Annotated in this window: 20 protein-coding genes; 13 read left to right on the top strand and 7 right to left on the bottom strand. The window is 71.5% G+C overall.

Annotated features, from left to right (window positions below; all coding sequences use genetic code 11):
- Positions 1-31: 31 nt before the first annotated feature.
- From D1J51_RS05370 to D1J51_RS05355, 4 genes are read left to right on the top strand one after another with little or no spacing between them, the layout of a single operon-like run.
- Entirely contained in the window at positions 32-925 is an 894-nt protein-coding gene (locus D1J51_RS05370; protein WP_119074160.1) for an ABC transporter ATP-binding protein, read from the top strand.
- Positions 922-1,785, top strand: coding sequence for an ABC transporter permease (locus D1J51_RS05365; RefSeq protein ID WP_119074159.1), 864 nt, complete (start codon positions 922-924; stop codon positions 1,783-1,785). The genes D1J51_RS05370 and D1J51_RS05365 overlap by 4 nt, the downstream gene beginning before the upstream one ends.
- A gap of 38 nt (positions 1,786-1,823) precedes the next feature.
- Positions 1,824-3,170: a sensor histidine kinase gene (locus D1J51_RS05360; protein WP_119074158.1), complete on the top strand. Its 1,347-nt coding sequence runs from the start codon at positions 1,824-1,826 to the stop codon at positions 3,168-3,170.
- Positions 3,167-3,820 (top strand): response regulator, encoded by a 654-nt coding sequence (locus D1J51_RS05355; RefSeq protein WP_119074157.1) that lies wholly within the window; start codon positions 3,167-3,169, stop codon positions 3,818-3,820. The genes D1J51_RS05360 and D1J51_RS05355 overlap by 4 nt, the downstream gene beginning before the upstream one ends.
- Positions 3,821-4,041: 221 nt before the next feature.
- Here the strand turns inward: D1J51_RS05355 and D1J51_RS05350 are convergent, their stop codons facing one another.
- Complete coding sequence (locus D1J51_RS05350; RefSeq protein ID WP_119074156.1) at positions 4,042-4,854, bottom strand: siderophore-interacting protein; 813 nt, start codon at positions 4,852-4,854, stop codon at positions 4,042-4,044.
- A gap of 189 nt (positions 4,855-5,043) precedes the next feature.
- Between D1J51_RS05350 and D1J51_RS05345 the strand changes: the two genes are divergently transcribed.
- Genes D1J51_RS05345 through D1J51_RS05335 form a run of 3 tightly spaced genes read left to right on the top strand, consistent with a single transcriptional unit; the run spans position 5,044 to position 7,069 of the window.
- On the top strand, positions 5,044-5,412 hold the full coding sequence (locus D1J51_RS05345) for a GntR family transcriptional regulator (protein WP_119074155.1): 369 nt from the start codon (positions 5,044-5,046) through the stop codon (positions 5,410-5,412).
- Positions 5,409-6,359: an ABC transporter ATP-binding protein gene (locus D1J51_RS05340; protein ID WP_119074154.1), complete on the top strand. Its 951-nt coding sequence runs from the start codon at positions 5,409-5,411 to the stop codon at positions 6,357-6,359. Before D1J51_RS05345 ends, D1J51_RS05340 begins: the two co-directional genes overlap by 4 nt.
- Positions 6,356-7,069 (top strand): hypothetical protein, encoded by a 714-nt coding sequence (locus D1J51_RS05335; protein WP_119074153.1) that lies wholly within the window; start codon positions 6,356-6,358, stop codon positions 7,067-7,069. The genes D1J51_RS05340 and D1J51_RS05335 overlap by 4 nt, the downstream gene beginning before the upstream one ends.
- Before the next feature lie 88 nt (positions 7,070-7,157).
- Here the strand turns inward: D1J51_RS05335 and D1J51_RS05330 are convergent, their stop codons facing one another.
- The 4 genes from D1J51_RS05330 to D1J51_RS05315 all read right to left on the bottom strand — a co-directional run bounded on the left by D1J51_RS05330 (position 7,158) and on the right by D1J51_RS05315 (position 10,718).
- Positions 7,158-8,423, bottom strand: coding sequence for an RNA polymerase sigma factor (locus D1J51_RS05330; RefSeq protein ID WP_119074152.1), 1,266 nt, complete (start codon positions 8,421-8,423; stop codon positions 7,158-7,160).
- A gap of 52 nt (positions 8,424-8,475) precedes the next feature.
- The gene (locus D1J51_RS05325; RefSeq protein WP_119074304.1) at positions 8,476-8,904 is read right to left on the bottom strand and encodes a YciI family protein; all 429 of its coding nucleotides are present in this window, start codon (positions 8,902-8,904) and stop codon (positions 8,476-8,478) included.
- A gap of 134 nt (positions 8,905-9,038) precedes the next feature.
- Complete coding sequence (locus D1J51_RS05320) at positions 9,039-9,260, bottom strand: hypothetical protein (RefSeq protein ID WP_205547740.1); 222 nt, start codon at positions 9,258-9,260, stop codon at positions 9,039-9,041.
- 24 nt (positions 9,261-9,284) lie between these two features.
- Positions 9,285-10,718, bottom strand: coding sequence for a dicarboxylate/amino acid:cation symporter (locus tag D1J51_RS05315; RefSeq protein ID WP_119074151.1), 1,434 nt, complete (start codon positions 10,716-10,718; stop codon positions 9,285-9,287).
- 284 nt (positions 10,719-11,002) lie between these two features.
- Between D1J51_RS05315 and D1J51_RS05310 the strand changes: the two genes are divergently transcribed.
- From D1J51_RS05310 to D1J51_RS05285, 6 genes are all read left to right on the top strand, one after another.
- Complete coding sequence (locus D1J51_RS05310; RefSeq protein ID WP_119074150.1) at positions 11,003-11,491, top strand: YajQ family cyclic di-GMP-binding protein; 489 nt, start codon at positions 11,003-11,005, stop codon at positions 11,489-11,491.
- A 313-nt stretch (positions 11,492-11,804) separates the two neighbouring features.
- Positions 11,805-12,776: an alpha/beta fold hydrolase gene (locus tag D1J51_RS05305; RefSeq protein ID WP_119074149.1), complete on the top strand. Its 972-nt coding sequence runs from the start codon at positions 11,805-11,807 to the stop codon at positions 12,774-12,776.
- A 298-nt stretch (positions 12,777-13,074) separates the two neighbouring features.
- The gene (locus D1J51_RS05300) at positions 13,075-13,494 is read left to right on the top strand and encodes a DUF3151 domain-containing protein (protein WP_119074148.1); all 420 of its coding nucleotides are present in this window, start codon (positions 13,075-13,077) and stop codon (positions 13,492-13,494) included.
- A 35-nt stretch (positions 13,495-13,529) separates the two neighbouring features.
- Complete coding sequence (locus D1J51_RS05295) at positions 13,530-14,816, top strand: adenylosuccinate synthase (RefSeq protein WP_119074147.1); 1,287 nt, start codon at positions 13,530-13,532, stop codon at positions 14,814-14,816.
- An 8-nt stretch (positions 14,817-14,824) separates the two neighbouring features.
- Positions 14,825-15,124 carry a chorismate mutase gene (locus tag D1J51_RS05290; protein ID WP_119074146.1) on the top strand — a complete coding sequence of 100 codons (300 nt, stop codon included), beginning with the start codon at positions 14,825-14,827 and terminating at the stop codon, positions 15,122-15,124.
- A 66-nt stretch (positions 15,125-15,190) separates the two neighbouring features.
- A complete protein-coding gene (locus tag D1J51_RS05285) occupies positions 15,191-16,273 on the top strand; it encodes an Rv2578c family radical SAM protein (RefSeq protein ID WP_119074145.1) in 1,083 nt (360 codons plus the stop codon).
- A gap of 74 nt (positions 16,274-16,347) precedes the next feature.
- Here the strand turns inward: D1J51_RS05285 and D1J51_RS05280 are convergent, their stop codons facing one another.
- Positions 16,348-17,334, bottom strand: a complete 987-nt coding sequence (locus D1J51_RS05280) for a 3-methyladenine DNA glycosylase (RefSeq protein ID WP_240422947.1) — start codon at positions 17,332-17,334, stop codon at positions 16,348-16,350.
- Positions 17,335-17,369: 35 nt separating this feature from the next.
- Entirely contained in the window at positions 17,370-17,735 is a 366-nt protein-coding gene (locus tag D1J51_RS05275) for an RNA-binding S4 domain-containing protein (protein WP_119074144.1), read from the bottom strand.
- Positions 17,736-17,794: the final 59 nt, after the last annotated feature.

The following is a 17,794-nucleotide window of genomic DNA, read 5'->3' as shown; positions in this document are numbered from 1 at the left end:
GCGCAGCGGGCCGAGGCGCCAGGCTGGAACCATGACGAACGGCACAGATCCGGTCGTGCGGGTGCGCGGCCTCACGAAGCGGTACGGCGACCGCGCGATCCTGCGCGGCCTCGACCTCGACATCGGCCGGGGCGAGACCTACGCCCTGCTCGGCCCGAACGGGGCCGGCAAGAGCACGACGATCGAGATCCTCGAGGGGTTCCGGCGCGCGGGCGGCGGCGAGGTGCGCGTGCTCGGCGCGGATCCGCTGGCCGCCCCGCGGGCCTGGAGATCCCGGATCGGCATCGTCGCCCAGCAGCCGGGCGACCTCGGCCCCTATACGCCGCGGGAGCTCCTCTCGCACTTCGGCGGCCTCTACCCGGATCCGCGCGGCGTGGACGAGGCGCTGTCGCTCGTGGGACTCTCGGAGCACGCCGGGAAGCGGGCGGGCAAGCTCTCGGGTGGCCAGCAGCGCCGCTTGGACGTGGCGCTCGGCATCGTCGGCCGCCCGGAGCTGCTGTTCCTGGACGAGCCGACCACGGGCTTCGACCCCGAGGCGCGGCGCCATTTCTGGGACATGCTGCGGGATCTCGCGCGCACGGGCACGACGATCCTGCTCACCACCCACTACCTCGACGAGGCCGCGCACCTCGCCGACCGCGTCGGGGTGCTCTCGGACGGGCGGATCGTAGCCGAGGCGCCTCCCGGGGAGCTCGGCGGAGCCTCGGCGCGGGTGCCGGTCGTGCGGTGGCGCGACACGGCGGGTCGAGCGCTGGAGCAGCGGACCGACGCGCCCGGCGCGTTCGTGGCGGGGCTCATCGCCGACCGCGGAGAGCCGGATCTCCTGGAGGTATCCCGGCCCGATCTTGAGGAGATCTATCTCGGGCTGATCGGAGCGGGCTCCCGCTCCGCGCTCGAGGATCAGCAGAGGGAGGAGGCGGCATGAACGCGATGACGGGCGCCGTACCCGGCGCGTCGAGTGGGACGAGGAGCGTTCCGGGCGTGCTGCGCACCGGACTCTCGAGGGTCGGGTTCGAGGTGCGCGGGTACTTCCGGGCGGCGGACGGGGTGTTCTTCGGCTTTCTGTTCCCCGTGGTCCTACTCGGCATCTTCGGCGCCGCGTTCGCCTCGCTCGGCGAGGTCGGCGCGAAGCCGGATGGGAGCGGAGGCATCAGCATGGCGGCCTACTACCTGCCGGGCATGGCGGCCGCCGGCGTGCTGCTCACGGGCGTGCAGAACCTCGCCATGGACATCGCGCACGAGAAGGGCGCCGGCTGGCTGCGCCGGCTGGGCGGCACGCCGCTCTCGCCCGTCAGCTACTTCATCGGCAAGGCCGGCATGGTGCTCATCTCAGGCCTGCTGCAGATGGCGCTGCTGCTGCTCTTCGCCGCACTCGTGTTCCGGATCCAGCTGCCGACCGATCCCGAACTCTGGCTGCGCTTCGCGTGGATCTTCGGGCTGGGCATCGCGACGATGAGCCTGCTCGGGGTCGCGCTCTCCGCGCTGCCGCGATCGGCGAAGAGCGCGACCGCCGTGATCCTGCCCATCCTGCTCGTGCTGCAGTTCATCTCGGGCGTCTACCTCGACTTCTCGATGCTGCCCGCCTGGCTGCAGAACATCGCCTCGTTCTTCCCGCTCAAGTGGGTCGCGCAGGGCATGCGCAGCGTGTTCCTGCCCGAGCACTTCGCGGCGTCCGAGCCCTCGGGCGGGTGGGACCTGGGGCTCATGGCGCTGAACCTCGGCATCTGGCTGGTGGCGGGCCTGGTGCTCAGCGTGCTCAGCTTCAGGTGGGTCAAGCGGTCGTGATCCGGCCCCGACGGCTCGGCCTGGGGGAGAATGGGGGCATGGTGGAGCAGATCGGCGGAGGAGCCGCCGCGTCTTCGCCGTCGCGCATCGACGAGGCGGCGGCGTTGCGCACCGCGCGCCCGCTGTTCTGGTGGGACGCGGCCGTCGCCGTGCTGCTCGTGTTCCAGGGGACCCTCGGCGCGTTCGAGGCGATCGACGGCGCCCCGATCTGGGCGCGGGATCGCGAGCTCTGGCTGCGCCTCGCGCTCGTGCTGCTGCCGCTGGCCCTGTTCGGAGCGCTCCACGTCGCGCTCGGCCGTCGCGTGCTGCTGCGCGGCATGCGCGACGATCCGCTGCGGTACGCGGGCGCCGCCTTCTTGACGCTGCTCGTCGCCCTGCTCGCCCTCGCGACCTTCGTCACGCCGCTCCACGCCATGCTGCAGGCGCTCGTCTACCCGATGATCTGGACGACCGCGGTGAGGTACCGCGACGCGGTGCTGTGGAGCGCGGCCGTCGCGCTCACGCTCGGCGCCGCGATGTTCCTCGGCCTGCACCTCGGCGGCTCCTCTGGTGCGCTGGCCTCCGCGGCGATCACCGGGCCGGTCTCGTTCGTGTTCTCGGTCGTCATGGGCACCTGGATCACGCGCATCTTCATGCGGGGCGAGCAGTACCGCGAGGTGGCCGAGCAGTTGCGCCGCACGCAGGCGGAGGTGGCGGCGCTCTCGCAGGAGGCGGGCGCCGCGAGCGAGCGCGAGCGCATGTCGCGCGAGCTGCACGACACCCTCACCCAGACGCTCGCGGGGCTCGTGATGCTGAGCGAGCAGGCCGACCGCGCGCTCGCCGCGGGCGACGCGGAGCGGGCGCGGGACCGCCTCTCCCGCGTCGCCTCGGCCGCTCGCGAGGCGGCCGGCGAGGCCCGCGCGCTCGTCGCGACCACGCAGCCGCTCGGCGACGGCGGCCTCGAGGCCGCGATCGAGCGGGTGGCGGAGCGTCTGCGCGCCGACACGGGGCTCGACGTGCGCTGCGATCTCGAGACCGTTCCGCTCGACCGCGAACGGCAGGTGGTGCTGCTGCGCGCCGCGCAGGAGGGACTCGCCAACGCGCGCAAGCACGCCCGGGCATCCGCGGTGCGCGTGCGCCTGGCCGCCCGGCCCGGCGGCGGTGCGGTGCTGCGAGTGGACGACGACGGTGTCGGGCCCGGCGCGGGGACGGGGCCGATGGGTTTCGGCCTGAGCGGGCTCGCCGACCGGGTGCGTCACGTCGGGGGAGCGGTGCGCTTCTCGCCCGGCGCCTCGGGCGGTGCGAGCCTCGAAGTGCTTCTGCCGCCGGGGCCGGGCGCCCCCGGCGGTGCCGAGGCGTCGGGCACGGTCGCGAGCGTCGGCGCCGGGGAAGGGACGGGAGGATGATCCGCGTGCTGGTGGCTGACGATCATCCCATCGTGCGGTCCGGGATCGTGGGGTTGCTCGACACCGAACCCGACTTCGAGGTCGTCGCCGAGGCGGCTTCGGGCGAGGAAGCCGTCGAGCTGGTGGCGCGGCACGAGCCTGACGTCGTGCTGATGGATCTGCGCATGCCGGGCATCGGCGGGGTCGAGGCGACCCGCCGGATCGTGCAGGGGCGCGGCGCGTCGGCGCGGGTGCTCGTCTTCACGACGTACGAGGACGACGACCAGATCCTCGCCGCCATCGAGGCGGGGGCGGGCGGATACCTCGTGAAGGCGGCCCCAGCGGAGGAGCTCGCCGCCGGAGTGCGGGCCGTCGCCGCCGGCCAGATGGTGCTCGCGCCGTCGGTCGCGGCCGCGCTGGCCCAGGCCGCGCGCGGCGGGGCGCCCGCCGGTGCTCCGGGCGCGGAGGCGGATCCCTCACCCGGCCTCACCCCGCGGGAGCGTGAGATCCTCGCCCTCGTGGCCGAGGGCCTCAGCAACCCCGAGATCGCCGGTCGCCTGTTCATCGGCGAGTCCACGGTGAAGACGCACCTGCTGCACGTCTTCGAGAAGCTGGGCGTCTCGGATCGCACCCGCGCGGTGATCAGGGCCATGGAGATCGGGATCATCTGAGGCCGGCGCGCCGCGCGCCTGTGGATGAATGACACCGGTGTGATTCATCCTCCGGCGAGCGCCGGATCGGCGCGGATCCGCGGGAGAACGGGGCGTGCCGCCGCGGTCGCGGCGATCCGCCCCCGCTCGTTACCCACAGGCGTCGCGGGCGCTGTGGATAAATGACACCGCTGTGATTCGCGCGCTGCGCGCGGGAGGCGCCGCGACCCGGAGGGCCGCGCTCAGCCCGCCCGCCAGTACCCGCAGAAGTCGACGGCGGTCTTCGCCACGCCGCGGTCGCCGACGAGGTGCCTGCGCCCGCCCGTCGCGAGCCTCTGCTCGCCGGCCACGAACGCCGACACCGGTTCGTCCCACGCCGGAAGCGCGCGCAGCGCCTCGAGCGCGGCGTCGCCGGCGGCCGCGGCGCGATCCCGCACCAGCCACTGCACGCGCACGCCCTCCGGGGCGGCGTCGGCCTGACGGTCGGCCGCGTCCGGCACCTCGACGATCGCCTCGCCGACGGCGTCCCGGGGCAGGTCGCGCAGGATCCCGAGCACCGCGGGCAGGGCGCTCTCGTCGCCGGCCAGCACCACGCGGCGAGCCCCGTCGACGGGGCGGTACCCGCAGCCCTGGTCGATGAGCGCCACGCGGGCGCCGACCGGCAGCGACTCGGCCCACGGGCCGGCGACGCCGGAGTGCGCGGGGTCGTCTGAGGGGTGCACGACGAAGTCGATGTCGAGCTCGCCCGCCTCCGGCCGGAACTCGCGCACCGTGTAGCTGCGGATCACGGGTCGCGTTGCCTTGGGCAGGGCAAGGTAGCGCAGGTAGCCGCGCATGTCGAAGCGTCTCGCGAGGCGCTCGAACTGCGTGGCCTCGCCCGCGACCGGCAGCGCGAGGCGGAACCACTGGTCGAACCCGAGGTGCCGCCAGTCCGCCAGATCCTCGCCCCCGACCGTGAGCCGCACGAAGCTCGGCGAGATCCGCTCGGCGCGAGCGACCTCCGCGGTGATGAACCCGACATCGGTGTGACTGACCGCGATGTTGCTGCTCGGCATCTGATTCCTCTCGACGGCCCCGTCTCGTGGAGCACCCCCAAGCTAATTCATCTGATGATTGATCGCAAGGGGGCGGGCTCTTGACAGATCCGGTGAGGGTGCGTAGGTTAATTAGTGAAGTAATGAACCAAAGAGGCTGAGGGGTCCGGATTCCGGGCCCCGGGCTCTCGAATCGAACGGAGGCGACGGGTGTTCGATGACACGCGCCCCATCTTCCTGCAGCTCGCAGACCGCGTCGCGAACGACGTGCTCCGAGGGGTGTACGAGGAGGAGCAGCAGGTACCCTCCACCAACGAGCTCGCGGCGTACCTGCGCATCAATCCCGCGACGGCGGGCAAGGCGCTCAACCGGCTGGTCGACGCGGGCGTGCTCTACAAGAAGCGCGGCATCGGCATGTTCGTCTCCACGGGGGCGAAGGCGCTCATCGCGGACGAGCGCCAGCAGGCATTCGTCGACCGCTACGTCGTCCCGCTCATCGCCGAGGCCGGCACGCTCGGCCTTTCGACCCCAGACATCGTCCGGCTCATCGAGCAGAAAGCGAAGGAGTCAGCCCAATGACCACCGACACCGCGACAGCGGCCATCGAAACGCGCGGCCTCACGCGCCTCTACCGGGGCGTTCCCGCGCTCGACGACGTCACGCTCGACATCCGCGAGAACGCGATCACCGGCCTGCTCGGCCGCAACGGAGCCGGCAAGACGACGCTCATGTCGCTCGTCACGGCGCAGGACCGCCCGAGCTCGGGCACCGTCCGCGTCGCCGGGCACGACCCGTTCGAGCGGGCCGAGACCATCGAGCGGATGTGCTTTCTGCGCGACAACCAGCGCTACCCCGACGACTACAGGCTGAAGCACGCGATCCGCGCGGCCGCGATCTTCTACCCCCACTGGTCGCAGCAGACCGCCGACCGGCTCATCGACCTCTTCCGCATCCCGGCCAAGCCCATCATCAAGAAGTTCTCGCGCGGTCAGCTCTCGTCGCTCGGCATCGTGCTCGGCCTCGCGTCGCGCTCGCCCATCACGTTCTTCGACGAGCCCTACCTGGGGCTCGACGCGACGGCGCGGCACATCTTCTACGACGAGCTGCTGCAGGACTACGCCGCGCACCCGCGCACCGTCGTCCTCTCGACGCACCTGATCGACGAGATGGACCAACTGCTCGAGCGCGTCGTGATCCTCGACCGCGGTCGCGTCGTGCGGCACTCGGATGTGGAGGAGCTGCGCGGGGGCTCGTACCAGGTGGCGGGCCGCGCCTCGGCGGTCGACGAATTCGTGCGGGATCGCGAAGCCCTCTCGACCCGGTCCATCGGCGGGCTCGGAACCGCCGTCGTCGAGGGCCGCCTGGGCGACGAGGATCGCGAGGCCGCGGCGCGGCTCGCGCTCGAGATCAGCCCCGTGTCGCTGCAGGATCTCGTCGCGGCGTACGGCCTGGGCGACACCGGGCAGCCCGACGCCGATCCTGAACTCGACAACGTATCGCAGCTCTCGGGAAGGAAAGCATCATGAGCCGCATCCTGAAGGTGACCCGGCTTCACCTGAACAAGCTCGGGACCTACACCAGCGTTCCGCCCATCATCCTGGCCTTCGTGCTGGTGGTGACGGTGATCATCCAGATCGCCATCCTGCGCGGCACCGGCGCCGACCCCACCTCGCCCGACTACGTCGAGGGCGCGAGGTGGAACCAGGCCATCCTCTGGGCGCTGCCCGGATTCCTCGTCTACTACGGGGTCCAGGCCGTCGCCACGACCTATCCTTTCGCGCTCGCGCTGGGCACGACGCGCCGCAACTTCATCCTCGGCACGATGCTCGCGAACGCGCTGCAGGCACTGTACGTCACGGCGCTGCTGCTGGTGCTGCTGGGCCTCGAACTCGTCACGAACCACTGGTTCCTGGGCGTCTACGCGATCGACGTGTATCTGCTGGGCGCCGGCGATCCGGCAATCGTCGGCGCGACCGCGTTTCTCGGCACGCTCTTCTGCCTCACGATCGGAGGGCTGTTCGCGGCGGTCTGGGTGCGCTTCGGCAGCAGGGGGCCGGCCCTCATGGGCATCGTGCTGGGTCTCGGCCTCTCGGTGACGCTCCTCATCATCGCGCCCGATCTGGGCGAGATCTTCTTGAGCCTTACCCGCGGCGGGGTGGCGATCGGCGCCATCGCCGTCATGGTCGTCGCCCTCGTCGGCACCTGGTTCGCGATGCGGCGGGCGTCGGTGCGGTAGGCGCGTCCCGGCCGGTGCACGGATCCGCCTTCCAGCACACTGTTCTGCTTGATTCCATGTGCCGGAAGGCGGATCCGTGCGCGGCGGCCTAGGCATCGCCCGCGGCTTTGGCCTCCAGGAGCGCCCGCTCGCGCTCGTTGCGGGTGAGCGCGGCGGCTGCGGCGAAGGCCTCCCTGGCCTGGCGCTCGCGACCGGATCGGCGCAGCAGCTCGGCGCGTGTGGCGGGCAGCAGGTGGTACCCGCGCAGCGCGCCCGAGGCCTCGAGCCGGTCGAGGATCGGCAGCGCCGCCTCCGGCCCCGCCGCCATCGCGACGGCTCCGGCCCGGTTCAGCTCGACCACGGGCGAGGGGGCGATACGGCCCAGCGCCTCGTAGAGCACCACGATGCGCTCCCAGTCAGTGTCGTCGATGGAGGCGGCCACCGCGTGGCACTCGGCGATGGAGGCCTGCAGCGCGTAGGAGCCGCGCCCACGGCCGAGCGCGTCGACGCGGGCGAGCGCCGCGCGACCCCGCGAGATCGCCTCGCGGTCCCAGCGGCTGCGATCCTGCCGGTCCAGCTGCACGGGCTCCCCGTCGGCGGTCACCCGCGCCGGGAAGCGCGCCGCCGTGAGCTCCATCAGGGCGAGCAGCCCGAGCGCCTCGGGCTCGCGCGGCGCGAGCCCGACCAGCACCCGCGCCAGCCGCACCGCCTCGCGCGCCAGCTCGGGCCGCATCCACTCGTTCCCGGCGCTCGCCGTGTGGCCCTCGTTGAAGATGAGGTAGAGCACGCTCAGCACCCCGGCGAGCCGCTCCGGGAACTCGTCGCGCCCCGGCACCTCGAACGGCACCCGCGCCGCGGCGAGCGTCTTCTTCGCCCGCACGATGCGCTGCTGCACGGTCGCGGTCGGCACCAGGAAGGCGCGCGCGATCTCCTCGCTCGTGAGCCCGCCGACGACGCGGAGGGTGAGCGCGACCTGCGCCTGCTGCGCGAGCACGGGGTGACAGGCGACGAAGACGAGCCCGAGCACCTCGTCGTCGATGCGGTCGGGGTCCCACGGGTCGCCGTCGGCGCCCGGATCCCGCGCCTGCTCCCGCTCCAGATCCTGCGCGAGCAGCGCGATCCGCGCGTCGTAGCGCTCGCTGCGCCGCCAGTGGTCGACCGCCTTGCGCTTCGCGACGGCGGTGAGCCAGGCAGCCGGGTTGCGCGGCACCCCCGAATCGGGCCACTGCGTCAGCGCGTCGGCCAGCGCCTCCTGCGCCAGATCCTCGGCCAGCCCGAAATCGCCGACGACGCGCGTCAGGGTCGCGACGATCCGGGCGGACTCGATCCGCCAGACCGCCGCGACCGTGCGCCGAACGGCTTCGTCCCCGCTCATGCCGGTCCTCCGGTGCGCGAGTCGTCCACGGGCCTCTCGAGCACCCGGGCTTCTAGGACCGCGCCTGCTTCTCCTGCAGCTCCTCGCGCCATCCCTTCTCCTTCTGCACCCACTCGTTGTCCTGGGGGAAGTCCTCGTCGGCGTGGATGCGGCGCACCTCGAGCTTGCTGCCGGGGCCGAGGGGGCAGCGTTTAGCCCACTCCACGGCCTCCTCCTTCGAGGACACCTCAAGGATCCAGAAGCCGTTGAAGAGCTCCTTGGTCTCGCCGTAGGGGCCGTCGGTGACGAGCGGCGGATCGGCGGAGAAGTCGACGACGACGCCCTCCTCGGGCGGGGTGAGGCCCTCTCCGCCCGCCATCACGCCGGCCTTCATGAGCGACTCGTTGTATCGGCCCATGGTCTCGAGGATCTCCTCGAACGGCACCTCCTTGGACGCCTCGATGGCCTCGTCGGTGTCGCGCATGATCAGCATGTACTTCATGATGTTCTCCATTCGGTCGAGGGTCGTTTCTCGACCCTCTCACTGCAGGCGTCGAATGGGAACGGTCGGGATCGACACGGCGCGGAAAAATCTTCGCGGATCGCCGTCCGGATCCCTCGCCGCGCGCTGCGGCCTCAGCCCAGGCACAGCGGCAGCCTCGAGGCCAGCTCGCCCAGCGCGGCGGTCTCGGGGGCGGAGGGGGCCCTCCTCCCGGTGCCGACCAGGAGCGCGTCCTCGTCGGACATCGACTCGGGGAACGAGGCGCCGGCGATCGCCTCCAGCAGCTCGCGGGAGCGCGCGAGGCCCTCGGCGGGCGGTCCCGCCGCGCCCGGCAGGGACGCGATCAGGTGGCACACGAGGCCGCGCGCCCTCCGCACCCGCTACGGGCGGGCGGCGGCTTCCGGATCCCGGATCTCGTCGGGCGCGGGGCCCGAGGCGGGCTCATCGCCCGCGTCGACGTCGTCGTTGTCGAACGCGAGGCCCTTGCGGGGAGCGTTGTAGAGATCGAGGTCGAGGATTCCCTCGCGCTTGGAGACGATGGTCGGCACGAGCGCCTGGCCCGCCACGTTGATCGCGGTGCGGCCCATGTCGATGACGGGGTCGACCGCCAGCAGCAGGCCCACGCCCTCGAGGGGCAGGCCGAGCGTCGACAGCGTGAGCGTCAGCATGACCGTCGCGCCCGTGGTGCCGGCGGTGGCGGCGGAGCCGACGACCGAGACCAGAACGATCAGCAGGTACTGCACGAGGGTCAGCTCGATGCCGAAGAACTGGGCGATGAAGATGGCCGAGACTGCCGGGTAGATCGCGGCGCAGCCGTCCATCTTGGTGGTCGAGCCGAACGGCACCGCGAACGAGGCGTAGCCGCGCGGCACGCCGAGGTTGCGCTCGGTCACGCGCTCCGTGAGCGGCATGGTGCCGATCGAGGAGCGGCTCACGAAGCCCAGCTGCACGGCGGGCCATACGCCCGAGAAGTACTGCCTCACCGAGAGGCCGTGCGCCTTCACGAGCGTGGGGTAGACGACGAACAGTACGAGCGCGAGGCCGAGGTAGAGCGTTGCCACGAACCAGGTGAGCGAGCCCATCTTGTTCCAGCCGTACTCGGCGACCGCGTTGCCGATGAGGCCGAGCGTGCCGATGGGGGCGACGCGGATGATCCACCACAGCACCTTCTGGATCACGGACAGAGCCGAATCGGTGAGCTTGATGAACGGCTCGGCCTTCTCGCCGACCTTGAGAGCGGCGATGCCCACGGCGGCCGAGACCACGATGACCTGCAGCACGTTGAACTCGGGGGAGGCCGAGAGCGCGCCGGTCGCCTCGTCCGCCGAGGCGCTCACCGTCAGCCCGAGGAAGTTCGAGGGCACGAGGCCGATGAGGAAGTTCCACCACGTAGCCACGCTGGAGGGATCCCCGGTCTCGAGCTCCGTCTGCGACGCGGCGGCGCCCGGTCGGAGCGTGACGCCGAGCACGATGCCGATGGTGACGGCGATGAGCGCGGTGATGGCGAACCACAGCAGCGTCTGGCCCGCGAGGCGCGCGGCGTTGGAGACGCGGCGCAGGCCCACGATGCTCGACACGATCGCGGTGAAGATGAGCGGCACCACGGCGGCGCGCAGCAGCGAGACGTAGCTGCTGCCGATCGTGGCGAGTGTGGCCTGGAGGCCGTTGGGGTTGCCCTCGGCGTCGGGGCCGAGCGACATCGCGATGCCGCCGAGCACGAGGCCGAGCACGAGGGCGGCGAGGATCTGCCAGCCGAAGGAGGTGACCCACCTGGGCAGGCGTCGGGTCTGCTGGGCCGTCGTGGTTGCGGACACGTTCGTGTTCCTTTCGCGTGAGTGGGAAAAAGAGGGGGCGCAGGGTCCGCCGGGCGGATTCTGCCCGGTCTCGGAACCGCCGGGCCTGAGCCGTCGAACACTCTAACAAACTATTCGTCCGAGTTATGCCTTCCATTGTGTTTCGTGGCTCGGTGCGCCGTTCGGGCCGCTCCCGCCGAGCTCGCCGTCGGCGCGAGAGCGCCTCGTGCGCCGGCGCAGACGGGACCTCCCGGTCGGGCCGATGCCGTTGCCGAAACGTCGTGCGGCCCGGGTAGGCTGTGCGCATGGCTGATTCTTCGTTTGACGTGGTGAGCAAGATCGACTCGATGGAGGTCGAGAACGCGGTCAACCAGGCGCGCAAGGAGGTCGAGCAGCGCTACGACTTCAAAGGCGTGGGTGCCGAGGTGACGCTCTCGGGCCAGGGCATCCAGATCAGGGCGAACACGGAGGAGCGCGCCAACGCCGTGCTCGATGTGCTGCAGTCGAAGTTCATCAAGCGCGGGCTCTCGCTCAAGGCACTCGACAGCGGCGAACCCTACGCGAGCGGCAAGGAGTACCGCATCGACGCGACGCTGAAGGAGGGCATCGATCAGGCCACCGCGAAGCAGCTGAACAAGCTGATCCGCGACGAGGCCCCCAAGAGCGTCAAGTCGCAGGTCCAGGGCGACGAGCTGCGCGTCAGCTCGAAGAGCCGCGACGACCTGCAGGCGACGATCGCCATGCTCAAGGACGCCGACGTCGATGTGGCCCTGCAGTTCGTGAATTTCCGGTAGTGATCGCAAGACCCCTGATCAGATAGGGCGTGCTGCCCTCAGTCCGCATCGAGCCCGTAGAATCGCGGTTATCCCAGGCTCTTCCTGGCTGAAGCTCCGGAACCGATAAGGATCGGCCATGGGCCGGCACCCGTGCTGGGAGGAGCCGCCCGACCGTTCGCGTCGGCTGCTCGCACGAGCCTCCTCTCTTCGAGCAGCTGATCGGTGACGTTCATCGCGTCGACACCGACGGGCTTGGAACCGGGGCGAGCGCTCGGAGGATCGCCGCCCCCATAGGCTTGGGACACTGACGACCCGGGACGAGGGAGGACGCATGAGCGAGCAGCCACGTGCGCAGGGGTTGCTCACCGTAGGCGACGGGCAGACGATCTTCTGGGAGGAGTGGGGAGCCCCAGACGGTGTGTCGGCGCTCTACCTCCATGGCGGACCGGGCGGAGGCCTGCGGAAAAGCGGATACCGCAAGTGCTTCGATCTCGCTCGGACCCGGGTCATCGGGTTCGATCAGCGCGGCTGCGGCAGCTCCCGTCCGCACGCATCTGACCCGGCAGTCGCCCTTGACACGAACACGACCCAGCATCTCATCAGCGACATCGAGGCGCTGCGCGAAGACCGAGGCGTCGAACGGTGGATCATCAACGGCGTCTCCTGGGGGTCGACGCTGGCCCTTGCCTATGCGCAGACCCATCCCGAGCGTGTCGTCGCGCTCGTGCTGCTCGCCGTCACCAGCACGCACCGGCGCGAGGTCGACTGGATCACCGAGGATGTCGGCGCGATCTTCCCGGAGGCCTGGGACCGCCTCGCGAAGCATGCGGAGGACGCAGGGATTGGTTACATCCGTGGGCAGGGACGCCTTGTCGAGGCGTATGCCCGCCTGATGAACTCTTCGGACGGTCAGGTGCTCGATGCGGCGTCGCGGGAATGGGCGCTGTGGGAGGACACGCACGTCTCGATCGGAGCGGGTGCATTCGCCCGCGATCCACGCTGGGACGATGACCGGTACCGGATCGCATTCGCCCGGCTCGTGACCCACTATTGGGTGCACGACGCTTTCCTCACCCCGCCGCTCCTCGATCGCATGGACCGGCTCCGTGGCATCCCCGGCTGGCTCATCCACGGACGCCGCGACGTCTCCGGCCCGGTCATCACCGCGTGGGAGCTGCACCGGCGTTGGCCGGGATCGAAGCTCATCATCGACGAGGGCGACGAACACGACGGAGCGTCGATGGTCGAGCACTGGGGCGAGGCCAACCGGCAACTTGTCGCCTCGGCGCTCGGGCGGCGGTAGGGTTCTGGGCGGCCGTGCTCGTCTGCTCACGCTTCATGCATCGGTACAGTGCGGTGCGCCCGATACAGAGGCCGGCGGCGACCTCGGTCAGCGAGCGGAAATGAACGCCACTCTCGCGCAGGCCTTCGACCACGGCCACGAGGTGAGAGAGTGACCTCACCGGACGATCAGGTCTCCAGGCCGCTGGCCCGGCCCCCGCGCGCCTTCGCCTCCATGGGCGAGGCGCGCGCTCCCGGACCTTTAGATGAGTCGAGCGGGGGTCGGTGTCGCGGTCGGCGGCTCCGAATAGACTGGCCGCATGATCGGTGAGAACCTGCTGGGCCCGGAGCCCACCCTGCTGGCCGAGGATCCCGCGGTGACGGCCGCCCTGCGGTCGGGCGCGGATCCCGAAGCCGTCGTGCGCGAGTACCCCGAATCGCCGCTCGCCTGGGCGATCCTCGCCGACGCCGCCGATGCGGAGGGCCGCGAGATCGAGGCCTACGCTTTTGCGCGGGTCGGCTACCACCGCGGGCTCGACGCGCTGCGCAAGGCCGGCTGGCGCGGCGCCGGGCCGGTGCCCTGGGCGCACGAAGCCAACCGGGGAGTGCTGCGCGCGCTCTACGCGCTGCGCCGAGCAGCGGAGCGCATCGGCGAGCGGAGCGAGGCGGATCGGCTCACCGAGTTTCTCGAGGGCGCCGACCCCCAGGCGATCGAGGCGATTGAGGCCTCGGTAGACTAGCTCGGTATCCGCCTACGCCGAAGGAAGGGGCTGAGATGCCCGCAGTGCTCATCACTGGTGCCCAGTGGGGCGACGAGGGGAAGGGGCGAGCGACCGATCTGCTCGGCAGTCGCGTCGACTACGTCGTCAAGTTCAACGGCGGCAACAACGCCGGCCACACGGTCGTCGTCGGCGAGGAGAAGTACGCGCTGCACCTGCTGCCCTCCGGCATTCTGACCCCGGGCGTCGTGCCCGTGATCGGCAACGGCGTGGTCGTCGACCTCGGCGTGCTGCAGCAGGAGCTCGACGCGCTGAGCAGTCGCGGCGTCGACGTGTCGCGGCTCAGGGTGAGCGCGAACGCGCACGTCATCACGGCCTACCACCGCACCCTCGACAAGGTGACGGAGCGTTTTCTGGGCAAGCGCCAGATCGGTACCACCGGGCGCGGGATCGGCCCCGCCTACGCAGACAAGATCAACCGCGTCGGCATCCGCATCCAGGACATCTTCGACGAGAGCATCCTGCGACAGAAGGTCGAGGCGGCGCTGGAGTTCAAGAACCAGGTGCTGGTCAAGATCTACAACCGCCGCGCCATCGAGGCCGACGAGGTGATCGCCGACCTGCTGAGCTTCCGCGAGATGCTCGAGCCGATGGTCTGCGACACGGGCCTGCTGCTGCACCGGGCGATGCGCGACGACCGGACGGTGCTCTTCGAGGCCGGCCAGGCGACCATGCTCGACATCGACCACGGCACCTACCCCTTCGTGACCTCGTCGAACGCGACCGCCGGCGGCGCGAGCACCGGGTCGGGCCTGCCGCCCCACCAGCTCGATCGCATCATCGCGGTCATCAAGGCGTACACCACCCGTGTCGGCGCCGGTCCGTTCCCCACCGAGCTCTTCGACGAGAACGGCGAGCACCTGGCGCAGGTGGGGCACGAGTACGGCACCACGACCGGCCGGCCGCGCCGCTGCGGGTGGTACGACGCGCCGATCGCGCGCTACGCAGCCCGCATCAACGGGGTCACGGACTTCGTGCTCACGAAGCTCGACGTGCTCTCCGGCCTCGATACCATTCCGGTGTGCGTCGCCTACGACGTCAACGGCGTGCGGCACGACGAGATGCCCGTCAACCAGAGCGACTTCCACCACGCGAAGCCCGTCTACGAGGAGTTCCCGGGCTGGAGCGAGGACATCTCCGGGGCCCGTCGCTTCGAGGAGCTGCCGAAGAACGCGCAGGACTACATCCTCGCGCTCGAGGCGATGAGCGGGTCCCGCATCTCGGCCATCGGCGTCGGCCCCGAGCGGGAGCAGGTCGTGGTGCGTCACGACCTGCTGGGTTGAGCGCCGAGATGAGCGAGCAGACGCCCCAGGAGCGCCTGGACGGACTCCGCGCCAGCATCGACAACATCGACGCGGCGCTCATCCACATGCTCGCCGAGCGGTTCCGCTGCACCCAGGAGGTGGGGCGACTGAAGGCGGAGCACGACATGCCGCCCTCGGACCCGGCGCGAGAGGCGCGGCAGATCGCGCGGCTGAGGTCGCTCGCCGAGGCCGCGCACCTCGACCCCGAGTTCGCCGAGAAGTGGTTCAACTTCGTGGTGGCCGAGGTGATCCAGCACCACACCCGGATCGCGGGCGAGACCGAGTAGGGTCCGGATCCGGCCGGCGCGCTCGCGGCGCTTGCCATTCATTCGAAGATATGTTCGAATGAATGCGTGAGGTGGAGCGGTCAGAGCGTGGGCGCGACGTCGGATGCGACGTCGGACGCCGCGCTGCCCGGTCTCGAGCTCGGCGAGGTCGCCGCCGTGCCCGGGCACCTCCGCACGGTGCGGGCGCCGGAATTCGCGGGGCTCGTCTTCCACGAGGTGCTCGCCAAGAGCGCGCTCAACCGCGTGCCGGGTGCCTCGTCGATGCCCTTCTCGTGGACGATCAATCCCTACCGTGGCTGCTCGCACGCCTGCGTCTACTGCTTCGCGCGCGGATCGCACCGCTACCTCGACCTCGACACGGGGCGCGATTTCGACTCGCAGATCGTGGTCAAGGTGAACGTCGCCGAGGTGCTGGGCCGCGAGCTCGCGAAGCCCTCGTGGCGGGGCGAGCGGGTGGCGCTCGGCACGAACACCGATCCGTACCAGCGCGCCGAGGGGCGCTACCGTCTCATGCCCGGCATCATCGACGCCCTCGCCCGCGCTCGCACGCCCATGTCGATCCTCACCAAGGGCACGCTGCTGCGCCGGGACCTGCCGAGGCTGGCGGAGGCCGCGGAGCGAGCGCCCGTCGCGCTGGCCATGTCGATCGCCGTCGCCGATCCCGAGCTGCACCGCTCGATCGAGCCGGGCGTTCCGACGCCGCAGGCTCGGCTCGCGACCATCGCGGCGGCTCGGGAGGCCGGCTTCGAGCCCGACGTCTTCGTGATGCCCGTGCTGCCGCACCTGACCGACTCGGCCGCGCAGCTCGGCGCGCTGCTGCGCGACATCAGCGAGGCGGGGGCCCGCTCGGTGATGTACGGCCCGCTGCACCTTCGCACGCACGTCAAGCCGTGGTTCTTCGCGTGGCTCGAGCGCGAGCACCCGCACCTGCTGCCCGCCTACCGCTCGCTCTACCCGGGCAGCGCGAGCCGCGCCCCGCAGGCCTACCGCATGGAGCTGGCCGCGCGCATCCGACCGCTCATGCGGCGGTACGGACTCGAGTGGTCGGGCGGCGGGGCGTCAGCCGAGGCGAGGCGATCCCGAGCCGCGCAGCCGGTCGTCGCCGACGCGCTCGCCGCTCCGGGAGATCCGGCGCCCACGCTGCTCTGATCGGCCTGCGGATCGCCGACCCCGGCCCGCCCTCCCCGGGGGCGGCGCTCGGTTGCCGGGAGGTCGCGCCCGATTCAGGCCGGCGGGCGCGGCGGCCGCGACGCCCGCGCCGTCGAGACGGCCTCGAGCAGGCGCTCGCGCAGCGCGTTGCCGCGGTCGGCGAAGCCTCGCTGCAGCCGCGCGTACTGCCGCTTGCCCGCAGCGGTCTCGATCGGGATCGGGTGCAGCGGCGCCCCGGAGGCCCCGGTGAAGCCGGTCACGTCGTAGGGGGAGGCCCGCATGTCGACCTCGCGGATGTCGCGGGCGAGTTCGAAGGCGTCGAGCAGCAGCTCGCCCGGCACGATCGGGCCGAGCTTGGCGGCCCACTTGTAGACGTCCATGCCGGCGTGCAGGCAGCCGGCCTGCTCGAGATCGGGCTGGGACTCCCGGCTCGGCCGCACCGCGTTGAGGGGCGCGGCCTGCGGGGTGAAGAAGCGGAACGCGTCGAAGTGGGTGCACGCGATCGGGTGGCTCTCGACGACGCGGTCGGTCGCCTCGTGGCCGATGCGCAGCGGAAGGGAGGCGTGGCGCAACTGCTCGGGCGTCATGCGGTACACCATCGCCCACTCGTGCAGACCGAAGCAGCCGAAGCGGGCCGCTCGGCCGAGCGTAGCCGAGAGCAGCCGCTCCACGTAGTCGACCGTGCCGCCCCGCTTCGCGAAGAAGGCCGCCAGGTCGACGGTTGCCGCCTCGCCCGCGGCGCCCGCCGACGAACCGGGGGAGGCCGTGGGCGCGTAGTACTTCCAACCGTCGCGATCCCGAGCCGCCCCCTCCAGCACCGCGCCCGCACCGGGATGCCATCGGCGCAGCTCGCCCGGCGTCACCGAGTAGTACGTCCACAGGAAGTCCTCGACCGGGTGCCTCTCGCGGCGCCGCCTGCGCTCGCGGTGCGCCGCGGTGAGGGCGTCGGCGCGGTGCCGGTGGGCGGCCTCGCGGGCTCGCCAGGTCTCGGGCGGCAGCACCTGCGGCACGGCGCCGGCCGCTTCTGCCGACGGCGCGTCGGGGGTCGCGAGGGGGAGCACCCACCGAGTGTAACGCGGGCCGGTGCCGCGGGATGCTAGTAGCCGCGCAGCCTCTCGATCTCGCGACGGTCGCGCTTCGTGGGGCGCCCCGCGCCCCGATCCCGGACCACCGCGGCGGGCCGCTCGACCCGCGGAGGCGGCGGCGGAGTGAGATCGTCGAAGTGCTTGGCGGCCTCGACCGCGCTGCCCCGCCGCACCGGCAGTCCGGTCACCCGGTAGATGCGATCGAAGCCGTGCAGCCGCACGCGCACCTCGTCGCCGATGCGCACGGGCTGCGCGGCCTTCGCGGGTGCGCCGTTCACGCGCACGTGCCCCGCCCGGCAGGCCGCGGTGGCCTGGCTGCGCGTCTTCGCCAGGCGCACGCCCCAGATCCACGTGTCCACGCGCACGCTCTCGCCCATGTCCACGATGGTACCGGGGATTCCCGGTCGAGACGCCTCGTGCCGGGGCGCCCGCGTCG

The organism is Leucobacter sp. wl10 (genome assembly GCF_003569785.1).
Lineage (GTDB): Bacteria > Actinomycetota > Actinomycetes > Actinomycetales > Microbacteriaceae > Leucobacter.
The sequence above is the reverse complement of the archived record's forward strand: the minus strand, read 5'-3'. Positions and strand labels throughout refer to the sequence as shown.